This window comes from Streptosporangium sp. NPDC051023, assembly GCF_040689595.1.
GTDB lineage: Bacteria > Actinomycetota > Actinomycetes > Streptosporangiales > Streptosporangiaceae > Streptosporangium.
The window spans coordinates 93111-113904 of record NZ_JBFBCE010000025.1; the positions used below are offsets into that span (position 1 = coordinate 93111).

Sequence of the window (20794 nt, forward strand, 5' to 3'; positions counted from 1 at the left end):
GGATACGGGTTTGGCGGGCGTCGCACATTGCCCCGACCCGCGTCGTTTCAATATCCATCACATAATGATTGGGATGGGAGTTTTCTGGGCGTGGAAAACGGCTCAGCGGTATTCTTTGATCAGCCCGCCGAGCATTTTCGACGCTCGATCCGCCTTCCGTTTACCTGCCACACAGGTCAGGCGCGGGCGGCTTCTGCCCAACTCACCGCCTGCCCGGCCTGAACCGACTCGGTAGTGTTATCTGCCGCACCCGCCCTGGAAGGTTCGTCATGCCGGTCGGTACGCTCCCCATCTCACCCGGCTCCGTCACGCCGCCCGGCGGCCCGCGCCGCCCCGGCTCCCGTTTCGGAGGCCGGGGCGGCGGTCGTCCTACGGTGCCTCAGGACGCCTTGGGGGTTCTGGGCGCCTTGAGGGCGGGTTTCCTGTGCGGGTTGGGCGGGTGCCCCGTGCGGGGACCGGTCGGCGCCCCGGCCCGTGGCTTCCCGGCACCCGGAACGAGGCGCTGGGCGAGCGACACGCCGGAGACGGGACCGAGCTTCCGCCAGGCGCCCCCCTTGCCCGGTTCGTCGGTGACGGTGGTCCACCAGTTGGCCCGCCAGTAGGAACCGTTCCAGATGACGGTGCCCGCGGTCGTGCCGTCGGGGTCACCGGCGACGAGGGCGGTGCCGGGGGTGTTGCCGCTGTTCTTGCCCTCGGCGACGTAGGCGGGTTGGTACTCCTCGTCGGCGAAGGAGACCAGCTGGTATCCGGTGCCCGTGGCCGGGGCGCCGGTGACGACGACGTCGTCCTCTCCCGCCTTCATGACACGCAGCTGCCACCACTGGTGTGGTTCGCCGTCGCAGTCGTGCACACTGAGCGATTTGAGGATTCCGTCGGCCTGCAGGCACTTGCCACGGCTCTTGATGCGATACCAGCCCGCGCCGCCGTCCTCGTCCACCGTCCACAGCTGGTTCTCGTTACCCGGCTGGTTCTCGACCAGGTAGGCGGTGTCCCAGTCGGCGGGGTGGTCGAGCACGTTGCCGCCGACCCAGTCCACGATCCGCCAGTTGTCGCCGTCCTTGTCGAAGGCGAAGGTGCCGTGCGGGTTGTAGGGGTGCGGCTGCCACTGTTCGGCCTGGCAGTCGACACCGTCGGGGACCTCCGGGGTGACCGTGGTCGTGCCCTGACGGCCGTCCTGGGTCGAGCCGTAGGTGTGGGAGCCCGTCTTGACGGTGACGTTGGCCGGGCCGGTGAGCGGCAGGTAGTGACGCAGGACGATGTCACGCGCGGCGCCCGGCGCCAGGTCCTCGCAGTAGCCGAGCCTGAGGGTGACGCGGTGGAAGTCGGCCTTCAGACCCCCGGTGTTGGCGCCCTCACGCCCCTTGTCGACAACCAGTTCCCTGCCAAACTTCTGGTAGTTCTCGTCCTTCAGCAGCGGTGGCGCGGAGGTGGGGATGTCGAAGGAGATCTCGGTCCCGGCGGGCAGCGTGACGTCGGTTCCGTTGGTGACGCGCAGCTTCGGACGCATCGGGTAGAAGGGATCGTCACCACTCGTGGGGTCCTTCTCCGTGGGGTAGTCCACGAACTCGGCCTTCACGTCGACCACCTCGTTGGACGGGCTCGTCCCACCGGCGCGGGTGGTCCGGTAGCCGCCTGCATCGCGCAGCCCGTCGTCAAGGCGGGTGGTCATGTCGTAGCCCATGCCGTACTCGCCGTCGTCGTCCTTGGCGTAGTCGCCGGCCAGTTCCCACATCATGACGCCGCCGAGCTTGTTGTCCCTGACGTATTCGATCTTGGCGTCGATTGACCTGTCGTTCTCGGTGGACAGGAACACCTTCTTGTCCGGGTTCCACAGCCAGGAGGCCTTGAGGGCGTTGTCGTACTTCTCCTCGTAGGTGCCCTTCAGCCTGGCGGCCTCGCTGTTGGGGTTGGTGTAGGCGCGCAGGTAGCCGGGGACCGTGCCGTCCTGAAGGTTCCTGGCGTGCCACATCGGGTTGGAGCCCGAGGCCACCTCCTGACCGGCCCCGCCCAGGTCGTGCCAGACGTTGTCGATGCCCTCGGCGCCGTTGCCACAGGAGGAGGGGGTTGACGAACCCGAGCCGGGGCCGGTCCCCGGCTGGCACTGCCCCTGGTCGGCCAGTGCCGAGGTGCCCCACAGGCCGTCGTTACCGCCGGTGACGTTCTGCCAGCCACGGGTGTAGTACGGGATGCCGATGTTGATCCGGCCGGGTGGCAGCGCGCCCCGGTAGTAGTGGTAGGCCCAGTCGACGTTGAAGTAGCCGGTCTTGTCGTACTCCTTCGTCGAGTAGAACTTGGCGGCCTCCAGCTCGTTGTCCTTGCCGTCGTCGTACAGCGGGGCCTGCGGTCCGACGAAGTTGTTCCAGGAGCCGTGCATGTCGTAGGTCATCAGGTTGACGAAGTCCAGATACTGCAGGGCCTGACCGGCGTCGTAGCCGCGCACCAGATAGCCGGAGGCCGAGGCCGCCGCGGTGAGCAGGTAGTAGCGGCCCCTGTCCGCGCCCGCCCGGTCCAGCTTCTCGCGCAGGGTCTTCATCAGGGCGTTGTAACCGGCCTGGAGCCCCTTGCGGCGGGGGTCGGACAGGTCCCAGTCGGCGGGGTTGCCCGCCTTGGGCAACGCGCTCGGGTACTCGTAGTCGATGTCCACCCCGTCGAACGCCGCGCCGTACCGGTCGAGGAAGTCGGTGACCGAGTCGGCGAAGGTGTCGATGCCCGCCTGGTTGACGCTGCCGTCGGCGTTGGTGGCCATCGCGTAGAAGTTACGCGTGTCGGCCCAGCCGCCCACCGAGATCAGTGCCTTGACCTGCGGGTGTTGCCGTTTGTATCGCGCCAGCAGGTTGAAGTGGCCCTTGTACGGCAGGCTGCCGTCGATCTGCGCGCCGAGGGCGTCGGGCCAGGTCATGCCGACGGCCGGGTTCCTCGGGTCGCCGGTGTCGCCGATGGAGATCTTGCCGTCGTCCACCTTGGCGAAGGCGTAGTTGATGTGAGTTACCTTCGACCACGGGATGTTCGACATCAGGTAGCGCGGCTGGTTGGTCTCACCGGTGCGCCAGCCGGCGAAGTAGCCGACCACCCGCCTGTCGTGCCCGTTGCCGCCCAGCCACTCGCGGCCTTCGGCGTCGTACACCTCGCAGTAGGGGGTGTCCACGCCCTGGGTCTCCGCGAGTCCCTCCGGGCGGCAGCGCGCCTGCGGGCCCGACATCAGGGGCTTGGCTCCTCCCACACCCGTCACCAGGGGCTTTTGCTCCCGGTCGTCGCGGTTGGCGTCGAAGGGGGAGCCCGCGGCCGTCTTCATGTCCTGCTTGTTCGGGCGTTTGCTGCCGCCCTCCCAGTCGAAGATCGTGCCACGCAGGCTGGGCCACATGGTCGTAAGGCCCACGATGCCCGTCATGAGACTGCTCTTCGACAGGTCCTCCAGGTCCACCCGCAGCGTCACCACCTGGGTGCCGGAGATCAGGTCGACCCACATCGCGTCCGAGTCCTGGTGCCGAAGCAGCGCCGCGTCCACGCGGTCGGCGAACGGCGTGTTCCTCAGCACCGGGATCACGTTCTCGACGTACTCCGTCTCCTTGATCCACTTGTCTTTCCTGGCGTCCATGCTGACCTGTATCAGCCCGACCGCGCCTTTCCTGAAGAGCAGTACCTGGTTCTGGGCGTTTCCGACGGCCGCGTCCAGGGTGTTGTCCCAGGCGGTGCCCCGCAGCGTCTCGAAGTAGTCTCTGATGGGCATGGGGCCCTTGACACGCACGTCGTCGGCGGTGCCCTTCTCCATCTCGACCCGCGCGAACCGGTCGCCGCGCAGGAACATCAGCTGGTGCTTGTTGGTCGAGCCCTCGAAGACCGCATCGACGCCGTCGGCGAAAGGGGTGCCTTCCAAACTCGGCCAGTTGTCCCCGGTGTCCCTCACCTCGCCGAGCCATCCATCGGTCTGGCCGTACTTGATCTTCCCGTCCGGGTCGAGCGAGCCGTTCATGTTCGCGTCGGGGTTGAAGCGGGCGTATTTACCGCCCTGGAATAGGTAGTGGTCGCCGAGCCGGGCGCCGTTGCCCCGCCACGGGTCGGCGGTCTCCACGGCGTCGTCGATGGGCGACAGGGTCACCGACGACGCCTCGGGGACCGTGTTCGGCGTGCCGACGCACGGGAAGTACATCTGCCCCGGCGACTGCTCCATCCGGATGAGGGCCAGGGTGAGGCACTGGCCGAGGGCTTTCTGGCCGTAGGCGTTGGGGTGGATGTCCTCGACGCGTTCGCCGGACGTGGTGGGGCCGTCCACGAACCGGATCCACTCGGCCTCGGCTGCTGGCGTCGGGGTCGTCAGTGTCTCACCGGGCTTCGCCTGCCGGGCGGACTTCGAGCACAGTTCGTGCCCGGCGAAGGCGTCCGCCAAGTCGAGGAAGAGAGCCTGCTTGTCCTGGGCCACCCCGCGCAACATGTCGCCGATCTTCTTGATCGCGCCGGTCCGCGTCCACTTCAGGTCGTCGTCGTAGAAGGGGCAGCCGCCCTGGAGGTACCGGTCATAGTGGTTGCCCGGGTAGCGCACGTCCTCGGGGGCGGCCAACGGGGACGGGTAGGATTGGAGAACGAGGTTGTAGTCGGTGATGTCCCGCCCGGCTTCGATCATGACGTCGCGGATGCCGTCCAGGACCTTGGAGACGGAACGGCGCACGCCCTCCAGCCGCCCCTTGAGATCCTCGTCGGCCTGTTCTGCGCATGGGCCTCCGAAGGTCATGAAGTTCTTCCCGCACGTCTCCACGATGCTGGAGAACTCAAGGTCGTTGCCTCCGATGGAGACCACGATGGTGTTCAACTCATATTGTTCGGCGAGATCGGCGAGTTGCTCAAGCTGTGGTTTCTCACCCTTGAAGTCGTCGGTGAGGATGTGCTTGGTCTCGGCGCCCGAACACGCGATGTTGAACATGCGCTCCTTCGGAATCCGTTCCCAGTCGGTCGGAGGGCCGCCGACGGACGCGCTCTTGATCTCCGCGACGTCGGAGCGGTGACAGGCGCTGCCGCCGTCGTAGACCTGCGTGCCGTCGGCGGCCCGGTCGGTGCCCCAGGAGTCGCCTCCCGAGGTGTTGGCGTTGCCCTGCCAGCGCCCTCCCTCACCGGAGATGTAGCTGTCTCCCATCGAGACGGCGGCACGCGCGATGCCCTCGTCCAGGGGGCAGGCCTCGCCGACGACCGCCTGAGGCGCGTTCGCCGTGGGCGGTGCGTCGTCCATGCAGGTGTCCGGGCCCGGGGCGCTGTCGTCACCGAAGAAGACGGGGTAGTGATCGGAGGTTTTTCTCGATTTCGCTCGCTTAGCCTTGTAGCCGTCACCAGCTCCCTTGGCCACCATGTAGTCGAGTTCGGCGCCCTGCCTGTGGGTGAGCCCTCCAGAGTGAATGACTGATATGCCGGGGATGGGGATCGTTCCCTTCAACGGTTCCTGGTCCTCGAGAAATCGACCCCTCGCGCCCTTCGGAGCTCTGCCGCGTTGCGTTCGATAGGCGGAGGAGTCGTCAGAGGCGAACCGATTCCAGTCACCCATCGCGGCCCAGTCGTCTCCGAAGCCGGAAGGGTCCTGCAGGCTGGCGAGGTCCCGGACCAGGGTCTCGGCGTTGTTGTTCGCCCGCGGGGTCTGGGTCGAGGCGTGAATGGAGTAGTACCAGACACCGTCCAGTTTCACCCCCAGAACGGGAAACGCCTCTCCATCCGCATCCGGACGCACGTCGACGATGCGCACATTCGTGGCGACATCGCCGACGTCCTCGGTGGTGACGATGGCGATGCCGCGATCCTTGACGATATCGCCATTTTTTTTCAAAGACCGGACCACAAAGGCGGTTCCACGCACAGGGGTGGTTTCCCCTGTGCCGTCAAGCGTGTATTTCTCGACCTGATCATTCTTGGAAGTCCAGGCATTGCCGTTCATTATGAAGCGGCTTACATCGGGGTGTTCGGGGGTAAGGTCAAGAAAGTCGCCGTTGACCACCTCCTGAAGGGCCGCGACGGCGACTTCGTGTTCCCCCATAAGCCGAGGGACGGCTTTCAGCGATGCCTTCTTCCCGTACAGATTCCACGTCATCGCCTTCAGGTTGACCTCCGCCGCGACGGGTCCCGCGAGGGGTGGGACCAGCTGGAGGAGTCCCGCGAGGAGTACCGGGACCAGCCAGGCGGCCATCCGGCGTCTCCGCCTTCCCCGGGATGGTCGCGTTTCGGGGTTCGGCCGTTCGGGGGGTGATAACCGAGACATGACTTCCTTGTCAGTCGTGCGCTCGAAAGCGCGAATCCTGGATGATGGACGAGCATCGCGGGCATCCGCTGAACGAGTTGTCAATGTTCATGTCAAATGGCTCGCGAGTTTTCCGGACGGGGATTTACGGCAGTCCATGATTCAGGTGGCCAGCCGGTCCGCGCCGCGGGAGCGCACAACAAATCACCCTCCGTGCGAAGAATGACAATGGGGGAACAGATCGGCGGGCGTACGTGGCTCGCCCGCCGATCCGAGTCAGCGGAGAAAGAAGGTGCCGATGGATCTGTGCCTCATGCGCCGACTACGCGCCGCCGTACGGGAAAATGTCTCGCGTGTTCACGAACCGATGGGACTGGTCTCCGCTGGGCCCCACCCCCTGTTCGGGGGCGGATTAGGGCTATTTTGTCAACTTATAGTCAATATGTCATTGACGGCTTCTGTACCCGTCGTTGACGATTTCTGCACGGCCTCACGAGAGAACGCGTTCTCCGGCGGCGGGAGTGGCCCCCCTCCTCTCCGCCGATCACGACCGCGCCACACCCATTCGCGCGACGAGCGGTAACCGGCAGGGGACAGACCGTAGGCGGCGCGGAAGACGCGGCTGAAGTGAGCGTTGCTGGCGAACCCCCACCGCGCGGCGATGGCGTGGACCGGCAGGAAACGCTGGGCCGGGTCGGCCAGGTCGTGACGGCAGCGTTCCAGACGGCACCGACGTATCCAGGCCGCCACGGTCAGGCCCTGCTCCTCGAAGAGGTGGTACAGGTGGCGCACGGAGATCCGGTGGGCGACGGCGATGGCCTCCGCGCACAGCGCCGGGTCACCGAGATTGTGCTGGATGAAGGCGTGGATGCGCGTCTTCAGCACCTGCCGGCGGGTCTCGGGTGGCAGGGTCTCGGTGGTCTCAAGATGGTGGGCGCACATCGCGGTGAACAGGGCGACGGTGACGGCCGACAGACGGGAGGCATCGGCAGCGGTGTAGCCGGAGGAGTTGCGCATCAGCTCCTCCAGGTAGCGGTGCAGCAGGGCGCCGACACCGTCCTGGGAGGGCAGGCTGACCGAGGCCAGGGAGGTGAACACGTCGGCGGGCAACGACAGCTCAGCCTTGGGGACCTGCAGGACCAGGCCCTCGAAACCGCCGGTCTCGTCGGCGACGATCTCGCCGTGACAAGGGTGTGAGTTGTCGTAGAACGCCATGTCCCCAGGGCCCGCGGTCGCCTGCCTGCCGAACTGGGTGATCCGCATGGTGCCGCGCCGGGCGAGTGACAGGCAGTACGTCTCGGGGTCGGACCCACGGACCTGAGCGGAGGTACGGCGCGACCGCAGGGACGGGCAGGTCACCGTGTACACCTGCGTCGAGCCGAGATCGAGCACACGCATGGTGGTGTGGAAGTCGGCCTCGTGGTCGCTGTGCACCACGGTGGGCATCAGGGACTGGTCCGTCAGTTCGTGCCACCGGGCGAACCGGTCGGGAGCGGACAGGTCCTCGCTGTGGAACACGGTCTCGTTCATCGCTGCTTTTCCATGACGGAATTAGCCCCTGTCAAGGACAGAGTTACCGGTCTCCCGTATTCACTGGCGCACACGAAACGATCCTTTCGCGTCTCGGAAGGTGCGGATCTCCCGCGACTCGTTAGACACGAGAGATCGGTGAATTGTTTGGAGAACCGACGTCGCGCATGAAAAAGACGCGATATGCGTCAGCCGGAGCGCTCTCGGGGCACGCCCGAAACTGCCCGCCTCTTCGCGACGTCGTACCGGCACCGTAAGCGGATCGGCTCCACCTGGCGGCTGTTCAACCCCAGCCGCCGAGCCCTGCTCGTACTGGATCATCTCCAAAAGACGAGGCGTTCGCCGAGATCAGCGCAGGTTTCGGGGCGTCGGCGATGACCGTCTGGAACCGGTTGACCAGTTGGAAGACCCGGAACGCCCCCTTGACCGAGGGCGACGAAGGGCAGCGATCTCAGCCTTCACAGCCAAGCTGACCTCGACGTCATCGCAGAGCCGTTGAATACCCGGCTCCGCAAATGCCTGAACACCACACCGCCGGTGTCCGTCAAAGCGGAGCAAGCTCACACCCGGTTAGGGGCACGGGCACGATCGCCCTGGTGGCAACCTGAATGGAGGGAGAAGCGGGCGCCGCTCAGCCGAGCGCAGCAGCCTGAAAACGGCGATGGCGCTCGCGGCGCGAGAGCGTGAGTCGGCAGGCAGTCCACAACGTCACCACTGTGAGCAGATGCTCTCATGAGTGATCTGAAGCCTGCGGTTGGCGGTTATGGCCGCCGATCTGCTCTCCAGCCCCCGCCTCTATAGCTCCGGTCCCGATTAGAGGAGCGCGCCGACGAGGCCGACGAACTCCTCCGGGCCGACGATCCGCACGCCCAGGCTCTCGGCCTTGGCCCGCTTGGAGCCCGCCTTCTCCCCGGCCACCAGCAGTGACGTCTTCGCCGAGACGCTGGAGGACGCCTTGCCTCCGGCGCGTTCGATCAGCTCGTTCATCTCGTTGCGGGTCAGCGCCTCCAGCGCTCCGCTCATCGCGCCGGTCACCACGACAGACATCCCGGCCAGCGGCAGCCCGGACGTGCCGCCCGCCTCCGGGTCCGCCTGCGCGTCGGCGCCGGGCTCGGCGGGTGGCGTCCAGCCCGGTTCGGTCATGGTCACCCCGGCCTTGACCAGCTTGTCGATGAGGTCGGCGAGCTCGACCAGCTCCGTCACCACCCCCGGCGCCTTCTTCGGGCCGATGCCCTCCACCGCCTCGATCGCCTCGGCGTCGGCCGCGCGGATGGCGTCCATGCTGCCGAAGTGCCGGGCGATGCGGCGGCTCATGGAACGGCCGGTGCCGCGCACGCCCAGCGCGCAGAACACCCTGCTGAGCGGTTGGGCCTTGGCCCGCTCGATGGCGGCCAGCAGGTTGTCGGTGCTGGTCTCGCCCATCCGCTCCAGGCCCAGCACCTGCTCGCGGGTCAGATAGAACAGGTCGGCGAAGTCGACGATCAGCCCGGCGTCCAGCATCTGCTGGATGCGGTTCTCGGCTAGGCCCTCGATGTCGAGCTGGTCGCGGCCGGCGGCGTAGCCGATGGAGGCGATCACCCGGCAGGCGCGCCCGCGCACACACCGCCACCGCTCCTGTGAGGAATCGATCGCGTCGCCGCACAACGGACAGACCTGCGGGATCGCGATCGGCCGCTCGTCGCCGGTGCGCAGGTGCACGACCGGCGCCTCGACCCGGGGGATCACGTCGCCGGCCTTGTAGACGACCACGGAATCGCCGAGCATCAGGCCCCGGCGTCCTATGTCGGAGGCGTTGTGCAGCGTGGCGTAGGTGATGGTGCTGCCGTCGAGCACGACCGGCTCCAGCACGGCGCGTGGGGCGATGATGCCGCTGCGGCCGACGTTCCACTCCACACCGAGCAGTTTGGTGATCTTTTCGGTGGCGGGCAGCTTGTAGGCGATCGCCCAGCGGGGAGCGCGCGAGCTGAAGCCGGCCTGCGCCTGGTCGGCGGCGAGGTCGCACTTGATCACGATGCCGTCGATGCCGAACGACAGCTCCGGCCGCACTGCGGCGATCTGCTCAACGCGCTCCTGCACCTGCTCCAGCGTCTCGGCGACGATCCCGGCGACCGGGGTGGCGGCGGTGGTCTGCACGCCCTGGCCGGCGACCCACGCCATGACCTCGCTGTGCGGCAACTCACGCAGCCGCACGGCCTGCTCGGAGGTGTCGTCGGGGTGTGGCAGCGCGCCGTAGCCGAAGAACGTCAGCTCGCACGCATAGGGGCGGTCCTGGGCGCGCAGGGTGCCGGCGGCGGCGCTGCGCGGGTTGGCGAACGTGGTGCCGTCGTGCGCCTGGCGCTTGGCACACGCCTCCTCGAACTGCAACGTCGTCATTTCAACTTCGCCGCGCAATTCAATGGTGACCGGCTCGGCCAGCCTGGCGGGCAGCCCCACGATGGTGCCAATCGCGTGGGAGACGTCCTCGCCGGCAGTGCCGTCGCCGCGAGTTACGAGCTGCATCAGGCGCCCGCGACGATAGCGGGCCGAGATAGCCAAGCCGTCGAGCTTGGGCTCGACGCTCCACGCCGCGACCGGGCGTCCGAGCCTGCGCTCCAACGAAGTAGCCCAGTCGGCCAGTTGCTCGGCGCCGAAGACGTTGTCCAGGCTGAGCATCGGCACGATGTGTGGCACGTCTCCGACCACGGCGCCGCCGGCGACCTTGCCCGTGGGCGAGGTCGCCAGCACTGCCTCGGGGTGGGCTTCCTCGTACGCCTGGATCCCGCGCGCGAGTCTGTCGTAGGCGTCGTCGTCGAGCGTGGAGGTGCCGTCGGCGTAGTACGCGGCGGCGGAGTCAACAGCCAGTTGGACGGCTTCGGCGTAGGCCGTGTCGTCGTCCAGGACAGCGATGGGGGGCTCCTCGGTCATGGTTCGATCATGCTTGATGGCACCGACAATTCCGTCCGGCCGTCCGAGGCCTGCGCGCGTTCAGAACGTCCGTAGCCATCGGCGGAAGCGGTCGATGGTGTGACGCGGTTGCAGCGGAGGGATGGTGCGGCGCAGTTGCCGGTGCGGTCCAACGGCAGGTAGATCATGCCCGCAGGGATCCCGGTCGGCTGCCCGGCGTATCCGGGAATCCTCGCCGCGTAGTAGTCGCCGGTCTGCTTCTGGCCGATGCCCAGTTCGCGGGCGGTGGCCGGGCGCAGGTTCAGCGCCGCGGTCCGCAGCAGGTCATGGTCGACCGACGGGGCCTCCACGCTGCAGGCACTTGGTGACCTGCCATCGGCCGTGGTCCCGGTTGAGCCGCCGCCCGTCTAGGAGGCGTCAGGAGCGAGGTCGCCCGCCGCGGCCGTCCTGGCCGGGCGGAGAGCCAGAGTGACAAGTATGCCGACGACCATCCCGAGCGTTGCCAGGAGCACAGCGGTACGGCTGCCGCCGGCGCTCGCCACGCGCAGGGCCTCTCCGGACAGGTCACCGGTTCCCGAGTTGGCGATCGCGGTCAGCACGGCGAGGCCGATGGCGTTGCCGAGGTTCAGCATCGTGGAGGTCATGCCGTTGGCCACTCCCTGCTCGCTGGGCACCACTCCGGTCGCCGCGGTGATCCACATCGCCGTCCACGTGATGCCCTGGCCGACCCCGGAGACGATCAGGCCGGGCACGATGGTGGTGATCCCGGCGGCATGGGCGTCGAAGCCGACCGCGAGAATGGCGGTGCCCACCACGCCGATGGCGAAACCGATGAAGAGCGTGCGGCGGGTGCCGAGACGGCTGGTCATGCGTTCGCCGGCCTGGGTACCGATCGCGATCGCCACCGATGGAATGAGGAACGCCAGGCCCGTCTCCAGGGCGGAGAAGCCTCGGATGCTCTGGAACAGGACGGTGAGGAAGTACGGAAGCGCGCCGAAGGTCGCCATGTAGATGAAGGTGACGGAGACCCCGACGACGAGGCTGCGGTTGCCGAGCAGGCGCAGTGGCATGAGCGGGTCCGCCGTGCGCCTCTCGATCAGCGCGAACGCGGCGAGCAGCACAGCGGCCAGGACGAAGGCGGCCACGATGACCGGCGCCGTCCAGCCGATCTCCGGGCCCTGGACGAGTGCGAAGACCAGCAGGGTCGCGCCGCCGGTGACGGCCAGGGCACCCGGTAGGTCGAACCGGCGCCGCTCATGCGAGCGCGGGTCACGCGGGATGACCACCAGGGCCGCGAGAGCGATGAGACCGGCCAGCGGCACGTTGACGAAGAAGACGGCCGGCCAGCCGAACGCCTGCGTGAGAACCCCGCCGAGCAGGGCGCCCACGGTCAGCCCGCTGGCCCCCGCGCCGCCCCAGACGGCCAGTGCCTTGTTACGCCTGGGTCCCTCCTCGAACAGGGTGTTGATCAGCGACAGGGTCGAGGGGAGCAGCAACGCGCCACCGATCCCCTGGACTGCGCGGGCGACGATGATGGCCGCCGGCGCGGTCGCCAGGCCGCCTGCCAGTGACGACACGGCGTACAGGGCGAGAGCCAGGACGAACATCCTGCGCCGGCCGAGCAGGTCGGCGGCCCGTCCGCCGAGCAGGAGGAAACCGCCCGCGAACACCACATAGGCGTGGATCACCCACTGCTGTGTCTGCTCGGAGAAGCCAAGATGGGTCCCGATCTCGGGGAGCGCCACGTACACGATGTTGAGGTCGAGCGCGAAGACAAGCTGGGCCAGGGCCAGGAGGGCCAGGGTCCAGCCCAGCCGGCGTGGCTGACTGGGAGCTGTCGGCTCCGCCTGCGATATGGACACAGATGACATGTGCTGGAACGGCCTTTCGGATGGACGCATGGGATCGACCGGCCGGTTCGATAGTACGGATACTGTCGTACAGTCCATATGTACGTCAATATTCGTACAATACGAATGTCTTCGTACAATCACATAGACTGTGGGAATGATCACCCAGCACCCCGAGCGGGAGCAGATCCTGCTCGAGAACGTCCTGTCCGCCCTCGGTAACCCGCTGCGGCTGCACGTGGTCCGTGTCCTGGCCGCCGGAGGCGAACACAACTGCAGCAACGTCCTGGAGGGGGTGTCCAAGTCGACGCTCACCCACCATTGGCGGGTGCTCCGTGAGAGCGGAGTGATCTGGCAGCGCCCCTCGGGGCGGGAGAATCTCCTGTCCCTCCGCCGCGAAGATCTCGACGCCCGCTTCCCCGGGCTGCTGGACGTTCTGCTCGAGGCGGTGAACTCAGGCGCCTCCTCCGTCGCGCCGCACGGCGCCCAGCCCATGGCCGACGCCAGGCGAGGGTGATCGCCCTTCCCTGCGTCCGACGGCGCCTATCTCAACGGCGTCGAACTGCGCGTCGACGGAGGCTCCCACAGCTGACCGCCGAGTGACAGGCGGCTGCCGAGAGGGGGACCGGGGAGCACGTCTCTCCTGGTCAAAGCCTCCGGTGAGATCTGAATCCGCTCTCGAAACATGCCGTGACCCCAGGTCTTCGGGAAGGACACGACCCGTCCTCTTGACTCGGCTACCGGCAGATGGGGAACATCGGGTACGAAAAGCCGCGGCGCGGGGGCGTTCGGTCGCTGGAGAACCTCGTGACCCCGGGAGCCCGTGATGGCGCTCGAACAAACCCGCCTCATGCTGGCCTCACCGGGTACCCACGTTCTGCTGGCCGGTTCGGGAAGTTACGTGACCGGCTCCCGGCTGCTGGAGGTTCCGTCGGTGCGCACGACGGTGACCGATCTGAACCTGGCGCTGATCCAGCGGGCCGGGCTGGATCCGGCGCACCTCACGACGCTCCTCGACCCGCCCGGGCCGCAGGAGTTCGGCGCCGCGCTGGTCGAGGCCGCCGAGCAGGCCACCGACGTGCTGGTCCTCTACTACGTGGGCCACGGACTCGTGAGCGCGCGAAATGAGCTCCACCTGGCGACACGCGCCACCGTCGACTTGACCAGGGGAATCGCCGCGCACCAGGCGCTGCCGTACTCGGCGGTCATGGAGGTGCTCGCCGGCTGCCGGGCCTCGTTGATCCTCGTCGTGCTGGACTGCTGCTTCTCCGGCCGGGCCCGGAGCGTCGGGCGGCCCGGGCTCGAGGAGGTCTTCGACAGTGTACGGCAGGGCATGTATCTCCTGACCTCGACGAACAGGGACGAGTCGGCCTGGGCGCCCGCAGGCGAACGGCACACCGCGTTCTCCGGGGCACTGATTCGGCTGCTCACCTCCGGCGACCCGACGGGACCTCCGCTGCTGACCCTGGACGACGCCTACCGGTCGATGTCGAGGCAGCTGACGGAGCGGGGATTTCCCCGGCCACGCCGCCAGGCCGCGGATCTCGGTGACCGGCAGCCGCTGGTGCCGAACATCGCCCACCGGAGCGCCGGGACGGAACTGACGGGCGAGCCGGGCGGAGAGTTCAGCCCCTATCGCGGTCTCGCGTCCTTTGGCCCGGAGGACTCCCGGTACTTCTTCGGCCGCTCGGATCTCACCCGGACGCTGGTGGACAGGGTGGCCGAGCAGCTCTCCCGTCCCGGTGTCCTCGTGGTCGCCGGCCCCTCGGGCTCCGGCAAGTCCTCATTGCTGAGTGCCGGTCTGATCCCGGCACTGGAGCGTCCCTCAGGGAAGGCCGCCTTCGCGCTGATCACACCGGGTGGCGACCCGGTCGGCGCCCTGGCGAAGCGATTCGCCGCACTGGACGGATCACATGCCGCCGATCTACGGCGGCGGCTCGAGGAGGACCCCGGACATCTCCGCGCCGTGCTCAGCCGCGCGCCGGGGCGGCCGGTTCTCATCGTCGACCAGTTCGAGGAGGCCTTCACCGCCTGCTCCGACGAGGAGCAACGAAGAATCTTCATCCAGGCACTGGACGCCACCTGCGCCGACCCGGTCGAGGAGGCCTCCGCCGTGGTGGTCCTCGGCGTGCGCGCCGACTTCTTCGGCCACTGCGCGGCCCACCCCGAGCTGCTCGCCCCGCTGGAGCACCCGATGATCGTCGGCCCGATGACGACGGCCGATCTGCGCGAGGTGATCGAGCTACCCGCCCGGCTGGCCGGGCTGACCCTTCAGGACGGGCTCGTCGACCTGATCCTTGAAGATCTCGGGGCGAGCGCAAAGGAAGCCGGGAACGGCAGGCTCCTTCCCCTGCTCTCCCACTCCCTGCTCGCCACCTGGCAGCATCGTGAAGGCCTCACCCTGACCCTGGCCGGTTACCGCGCGACCGGCGGGATCACCCGTTCCCTGGCGCAGACCGCCGACAGCACGCTTGAGCATCTGGACCTGCCGGAACGTCAGACCGCACGCCACCTGCTCTCGCGGCTGGTACGGCTGGGCGAGGGCATGGAGGACACCCGCCGCCAGGTGGCGCTCGCCGAGCTGCTCCCGTCATCCCAGTCCCCCGACCATCTCCAGGTGCGAAGGGTCCTCGAAGAGTTCGTGCACTCCCGCCTCCTCTCCGTCGACGAGGGACACGTGGAGATCACCCACGAGGCCCTGATCCGGGCCTGGCCACAGTTGCGCACCTGGATCGAGGCCGATCGCGCCTCCCTGCTCGTACGGCAGCAGCTCAGCGACGACGCGGCCGAATGGCTCAGGCACGGGAAGGATCCCGCCTTCCTCTACACCGACACCCGCCTCACCCTGGCCCTCGAATCCGTGCAGGACGGCCGCGGCGCCGAGCCGTCCCCCGCGGAGAGGACGTTCCTCGACGAGGGCGGGCGGCGTCAGAGACGTCGCGCGCGAACCGTCTACCAGGTCATCGCCGCGCTGACGGTGCTGCTCCTGTTCGCCGTCCTCGCCACCGTGACCGCGGTCGTCGAGGCGGGCAACGCGACCAGACAGAAGATCATCGCGGACAGGGAACGCGACATCGCGCTCTCCCGGCATTTCGCGGACGTCTCCGGAGAGACGGCCGACCCGTCCTTCAAGGCGCAGCTCAGCCTGGCCGCCTACCGGTTCGCCGACACCCCCGAGGCTCGCGCCGCCCTGCTGTCGACCCTGAACGCGCCCACGGCGATCAGCCTCGCCGCGCACACCACCGGCGTTGACACCCTCGCGTTCCGCACCGACCGGCCGGTCATGATGTCGCAGTCGCAGGAGGGCACCTTCCGGGTGTGGGACATGACGGATCCCAGGCATCCCGCGGGCCGTGCCGTTCTCGGCGGGAGCGCCAAACCCATCTGGCGGTTCGCCTTCAGCCCGACCTCGCCGATCATGGCCACGGTGACCTCGAACCTGGTCATTCAGCTCTGGGACTTCCACGATCTCGCCCACCCCGTTCCCGGCGGGATCATTGACGGCGGCGACCGCTACATCAGCGGACTGGCCATCAGCAGGGACGGGCGGACCATGGCGTATGCGACCACCGGGACCAAGCTAAACCTGGTCGACATCACGGACTTCAGGCACCCCAGGACGCTCTCCTCGCTGAAATCGGCGGGGTTCGTCATCAGCGAGCTGGCGTTCAGCCCGGACGGAAAGGTGCTGGCGGTTCCCTCCAACTCAGGCCTGGAGCTGTGGGACACGCGGAACCCGGCACATCCGAAGCGCTGGTCGGTGCTGAAAACGAGCCTCACGCTGCTCCCCGTCATGCACTACTCCGAAGACGGCCGGAGCATCATCGGCTGTTTCATAGACGGTGACATCCAGTTCTTCGACGTGTCCCGTCCCGCGCATCCGACCAGCAGGACCGTCAGGAAGATCGGTGTTCTCACCTACGGCAGCGCGGTGAGCGCGGACGGCCGGATGGCCGCCACGGCGTCGATAGACGGGATGGTCCGCCTGTGGGACCTCGCGGACGCCTCCCGGCCGAAACCGCTGGCGAGCTTCCGCGCGGACACCGACTTCCTCCGGTCGGTCGCCTTCGCTCCGGACGGCCGCACCGTTCTCGTCGGTTCGAACGACGGCACGATCCGGTCCTGGTCCATGGACGAGATCATCCAGCCTCCGCCGACGGCGCGTCTCAGCGAACACCCGGCCGACCTCGTGCGCACGGCCATCGCGCCGACCAGAAAGCTCGCGGCCACCATGGACGCCGACGGGACGCTGCGGATCTGGGACATCTCACGGCGAGGCGCCCCCGCCCTGCTGGCCAAAAAGAAGTCCGGCGCCTTCTATGACCTGGTCAGATTCGGATTCACCGCCGGGGAGCGGGTTCTCTTCATGGTCACGGCCCGAGGGGAGATGCGGACCTGGAGCCTCACGAATCCCTCGGATCCCGAGGAACGCCCCCTTTTCAAGGGCAACGAGGTTTCCCAGGACGACACTTTCGGAATGAGCTCCGACGGCCGTCTGGTCGCCGCCGCGGAGATATTCGTCGTCGACGTGTACGACGTCGGCGGCTCCGGCGCCGCTGTCAGCCGGGGCCGGGTGCGCACCGACAACGGGTTCCCGTACAGCGTCGTCGAGTTCACCCCCGACTCGCGCCTCGTCGCGGGTGGCCTGGGAGGCACCCGCAGCACCTACGAGCAGCCGATGAAGGTCCTGCTCTGGGACCTGTCCCGCCCGCAGGCGTCGTCGGAGACGGGAGCCGTCGACGTGAACGGGCAGATCGTGTCGATCGCCTTCACTCCTGACGGGCGCACGATGGCCGTGGCCTCCCTCGACAAGACCGTCAGCCTCTTCGACATCCGCAGCCCGGCCCACCCCGTCTTCCTGTCGCGGGTCAAGGCGGACGTGCGGTCCGTCGACGGGCTCGCCTTCAGCCCTGACGGGCGTCTCCTGGGCATCGCCGCAGGCAGCCTGCTCCACCTCTGGAACGCCGGCGACCCGCGCATACCGCGCGAGATCGACACACTGGCAGGCCACACCGGCCCCATCCACGATGTGGCGTTCGGCGCGGACAGCGGGTCGGTGATCACATCCGCGGCGGACGGCACCGTGCGTTCGTGGATCCTCGACCACACCAGGGCGATCAGCCGGATCTGCGCGCGCACCGGCGGTCTCACTCCTGAGCAGTGGAAGCGCTGGATCCCGGACGCGCCCTACCGCGAGCAGTGCCCGTGAGCCCCTCCCCTCCGCCACAACCGCCGGTGAGACGTCCCTCCCTGGCGGTCGTCACCACTGAGCGCGCAGCGGCCCGCGCCCGTTCGCATCAGCCCGCAGGAACGTGTGGAAGTACCGGCACCAGGCGGAACATGCCGGTCATGAGCTCCGGCGGCTCCTGCCGCTCGGGAACGCGCCCCGCCACGGCCCGCAGCACGTCGGTCACGGTGACCATCCCCACCAGCCTGGCCGACTCCCCCAGGACCGGGATCGCGTCGACCCCGGCGCCGATCATGGCCGCGGCGGCGTCGGCGAGGCGCGCGTCAAGCGTGGTGTGTGGGCAGCGGTGCCCGGCCACCAGGGTGTGGACGTGGACGCGTGACTGCTCGATCGGCCCTCCTGACCAGCGGGCGGTGAGGTCCTCGCGGGTCAGCACCCCGTACAGCCGCCCACCCGCGTCGACGACGGGCAGGTGGTGGACATCCGCGCGACACATGATCTCCCAGGCCATCAGGGGTGACTCCTCCGGGGTGACGGCCACCAGGGTGCGGCTCATCACCTGCGCCACGGTGAGGTCCCGGACGTCGGTCATGCCTTCCCCCTGGGGCGCACCACGGCGACGGGGCAGTGGGCGTGGTGCAGCACACCGTGACTGACCGAGCCCAGCACGGCCGAGCCTGCGCCGCCCAACCCTCGCGAGCCTACGACGACCAGGTCAGCCGCCTGCGAGGCCTCGCAGATGACAGCCACCGGGTGCCCGATGACCACCGTCTGCCTGATCTCCACCTGTGGGTACCTCTCCCGCCACGGGATCAACGTCTCGGTCGCCAGGCGCCGCTCGGTGACGAAGGCGTCGTCGATCAGCGACGTGTAGGCCGCGGCGTACGGGCCGAGAACGGGGGCCTGCACGGTGTGAACCGCGTGCAGCCGCGCCTTGCGCATCGCGGCCTCCTCGAAGGCGTACTGGAAGACGGCCTCCGACTCCGACGAGCCGTCGAAGCCGACGACGATCTCGTCATGGGTCCGCCGCTGCGCCTTCCTGACGACGACGACCGGCGCGGCCACGTGACCGGCGAGGGCGAGCGAGACCGAGCCGAGCAGCAGCCCGGTGAACCCGCCGAGTCCCCGGCTGCCCAGCACGACCTGCTCCGCGTCCTCGGCCTCCCGCCGGAGAACCTCAACGGTCCGGCCTCTTTCACGTACGGCTTCCACCTCGATCTGCGGGGCGTGCGCACGGGCCAGGTTGGCCGCGGCATCGAGGACGTCCTGGCAGTACTCCACCATCGAGTCGCGGAAGCCCGGCGGGGTCTGCAGCGGAATGTCGTAGATCCACGGTGCGCACACGTGGACGATCCGCAGCGAGCATCCGCGCCGCACGGCGTCGTCGGCGGCCCACTCGACGGCGGCCTGAGAGGGAGGCGAGCCGTCCGCGCCAACCACTACATGTGCTGTCATGTCTCCTCCTCGGTTCTCTCCCTCCATCCGACCTTTTCCCCGCCTTTTCCGCAGCGGCCGAAAGACCTGACCGCCAGGGACTTCCGACCCTCCCCGGCTTCTTCCCGCAACGGTTCGGCTCACCCGAAGGCGCTGCGCTCCAGCCAGAAGTCGAGCAGCTGCGCGTCACCGGTGACGTCGATGCCCTCGCCGCGGGCGGGACGCCGCCGGTAGACGACCAGCAGCAGGCTGGTCAGCGGGCCGCGTACGGCGACGGCGGCCTTCTCGTGCGCGCGACGGCAGACGATGACGTCTCCGGTGAGGTCGACCAGCCACTCCGCCCCGGCTCCGGGCTCGACGTCGGTGGCATGGAGGTGGATGGTGCGGCCCGGGCCGAGCAGTTCGCGTCTTTCGGGATGGAACTCGAACATCTGCGGCAGCGAGCCGAGTTCCATCCACTCGTTGAGAGTGTCGAGGGCGACCTCCTTTTCGAGGGTGAACTCCACACCGGCGGCCAGGGCCGCGTCGGCTCGATGGATGGCCGTCTCGTGCGCGAAGCGGCGGGCCCAGAATGTCGTGCCCTCTCCGGGAAGAGGGACCCACACCTCCGCGCCGGGCCCGGCGGTGCGCAGGGTGTCCGCCAGCTGCGCGGCGCCCTCGGCGAGCCACGGGTCGAGCTCGGCGGGGTCCTCGTCCGTGTGGCCGGACAGGTCACGCAGCGGTTCGTCCGAAGGAGGCCCGGCCGCCCTGGTCCGCACGATCTCCTCGGCCCAGCGGTGACCGTAGCCGATGTGCCGCAGGAGCTGGCCAAGGTTCCAGTCGGGGCATGAAGGGACGGGAGCCGTCAGGTCGGCTCCCGCGACGGCCGACCTCAGCAGGTCGGCCTGCGTGACGATCTCGGCACAGTAGCGGTCGTGGCTCAGGAAGGTCTGCCTGGGGGCGAGGGCCGTGCCGCTCGCCGAGGTCACCTTGTTCATGATCGTTGCCTTCTGGTTGTGATCGAGTGCCCACCTCGGGTGCCGCCAGGAAAAGGCCTCCCGCAGACGACACTTCGTCGATGACGCTAAGTGACTATCACTCCCATCGGCGCAGGTCACGCCGCCGCCCCACGGCGGAGAAGATGTTGCGCGACCTTGGTCCGCGACAGCCGGGCACTCCGAGGCGATCAACATGCGGCAACAATGAGTAGCGGATCACTTACTCTTCGCGCATAATGAGGTCGTCCCGCGGCGAGCGGGACGGAGGACACCGCCAGGCGCGGCCCCTGGGACACCGGGCCGCGCGGGCTTGCCGAGCAGAATCTCATCCCCCAAGGAGCAACTGTGAAGAGAATCCTCCTCGTCCCCGCCCTCACCGCCGCGATCATCGCGATCACCACCGGCGCCGCCTACGCCTCGCAGTACATCGCCTACGAGGGTCCCGGTTTCACCGGCAGATCCGCCCTCATCGAGGCGTGCGGACCGTCCAACATCCCCTACCACGGGTCTTACAAGTGGTACGGCGACGGCCAGGCCGGGCGCATGTACAACCAGCCCGACACACGTGGCCCGATGCATTTCAGGCTGCCCGCCGACGACGGCGCGGAGCAGCGGACGCCCGTCGGCTGGCAGAGCATCTTCATCGAGTGCTGACCCTGGCCCGCGGGGACGGCACCGGGTAAGCGCGCCCGCAGGCCGTAACGGAGGGCGACCTTGGAGG

The 20794-nt window shown here is 68.2% G+C and carries 12 protein-coding genes; 4 read left to right on the top strand and 8 right to left on the bottom strand.

What is annotated here, in order from left to right; all coding sequences use genetic code 11:
* Window positions 1-379 precede the first annotated feature (379 nt).
* Window positions 380-5665 (bottom strand): glycosyl hydrolase family 18 protein, encoded by a 5286-nt coding sequence (locus tag AB0395_RS18550; RefSeq protein WP_366282033.1) that lies wholly within the window; start codon window positions 5663-5665, stop codon window positions 380-382.
* Here AB0395_RS18550 and AB0395_RS18555 point away from each other — a divergent pair.
* Window positions 5630-6220, top strand: a complete 591-nt coding sequence (locus tag AB0395_RS18555; protein ID WP_366282035.1) for a hypothetical protein — start codon at window positions 5630-5632, stop codon at window positions 6218-6220. The genes AB0395_RS18550 and AB0395_RS18555 overlap by 36 nt on opposite strands.
* Window positions 6221-6637: 417 nt before the next feature.
* Here the strand turns inward: AB0395_RS18555 and AB0395_RS18560 are convergent, their stop codons facing one another.
* The 4 genes from AB0395_RS18560 to AB0395_RS18575 form a co-directional block, all read right to left on the bottom strand.
* Window positions 6638-7741, bottom strand: a complete 1104-nt coding sequence (locus AB0395_RS18560; RefSeq protein WP_366282037.1) for a helix-turn-helix domain-containing protein — start codon at window positions 7739-7741, stop codon at window positions 6638-6640.
* Between the two features lie 813 nt (window positions 7742-8554).
* Window positions 8555-10645: an NAD-dependent DNA ligase LigA gene (gene ligA, locus AB0395_RS18565; RefSeq protein ID WP_366282039.1), complete on the bottom strand. Its 2091-nt coding sequence runs from the start codon at window positions 10643-10645 to the stop codon at window positions 8555-8557.
* Window positions 10642-10974 carry a hypothetical protein gene (locus AB0395_RS18570; RefSeq protein WP_366282041.1) on the bottom strand — a complete coding sequence of 111 codons (333 nt, stop codon included), beginning with the start codon at window positions 10972-10974 and terminating at the stop codon, window positions 10642-10644. The genes ligA and AB0395_RS18570 overlap by 4 nt, the downstream gene beginning before the upstream one ends.
* Before the next feature lie 57 nt (window positions 10975-11031).
* Window positions 11032-12486 (bottom strand): MFS transporter, encoded by a 1455-nt coding sequence (locus tag AB0395_RS18575; protein ID WP_366282042.1) that lies wholly within the window; start codon window positions 12484-12486, stop codon window positions 11032-11034.
* Between the two features lie 145 nt (window positions 12487-12631).
* On the opposite strand from AB0395_RS18575, the gene AB0395_RS18580 reads away from it, so the two are divergent.
* Window positions 12632-12991: a helix-turn-helix transcriptional regulator gene (locus AB0395_RS18580; protein ID WP_366282044.1), complete on the top strand. Its 360-nt coding sequence runs from the start codon at window positions 12632-12634 to the stop codon at window positions 12989-12991.
* Between the two features lie 309 nt (window positions 12992-13300).
* On the top strand, window positions 13301-17683 hold the full coding sequence (locus tag AB0395_RS18585; RefSeq protein WP_366282046.1) for a caspase family protein: 4383 nt from the start codon (window positions 13301-13303) through the stop codon (window positions 17681-17683).
* Window positions 17684-17771: 88 nt separating this feature from the next.
* On the opposite strand, the gene AB0395_RS18590 is transcribed toward AB0395_RS18585, so the two are convergent.
* From AB0395_RS18590 to AB0395_RS18600, 3 genes are all read right to left on the bottom strand, one after another.
* The gene (locus tag AB0395_RS18590) at window positions 17772-18254 is read right to left on the bottom strand and encodes a CBS domain-containing protein (RefSeq protein ID WP_366282047.1); all 483 of its coding nucleotides are present in this window, start codon (window positions 18252-18254) and stop codon (window positions 17772-17774) included.
* Complete coding sequence (locus AB0395_RS18595) at window positions 18251-19117, bottom strand: universal stress protein (RefSeq protein ID WP_366282049.1); 867 nt, start codon at window positions 19115-19117, stop codon at window positions 18251-18253. The genes AB0395_RS18590 and AB0395_RS18595 overlap by 4 nt, the downstream gene beginning before the upstream one ends.
* 119 nt (window positions 19118-19236) lie before the next feature.
* Complete coding sequence (locus tag AB0395_RS18600; protein ID WP_366282051.1) at window positions 19237-20073, bottom strand: maleylpyruvate isomerase family mycothiol-dependent enzyme; 837 nt, start codon at window positions 20071-20073, stop codon at window positions 19237-19239.
* Window positions 20074-20418: 345 nt separating this feature from the next.
* On the opposite strand from AB0395_RS18600, the gene AB0395_RS18605 reads away from it, so the two are divergent.
* Window positions 20419-20727, top strand: a complete 309-nt coding sequence (locus AB0395_RS18605; protein ID WP_366282053.1) for a MiAMP1 family antimicrobial peptide — start codon at window positions 20419-20421, stop codon at window positions 20725-20727.
* The last annotated feature ends 67 nt before the right edge of the window (window positions 20728-20794 follow it).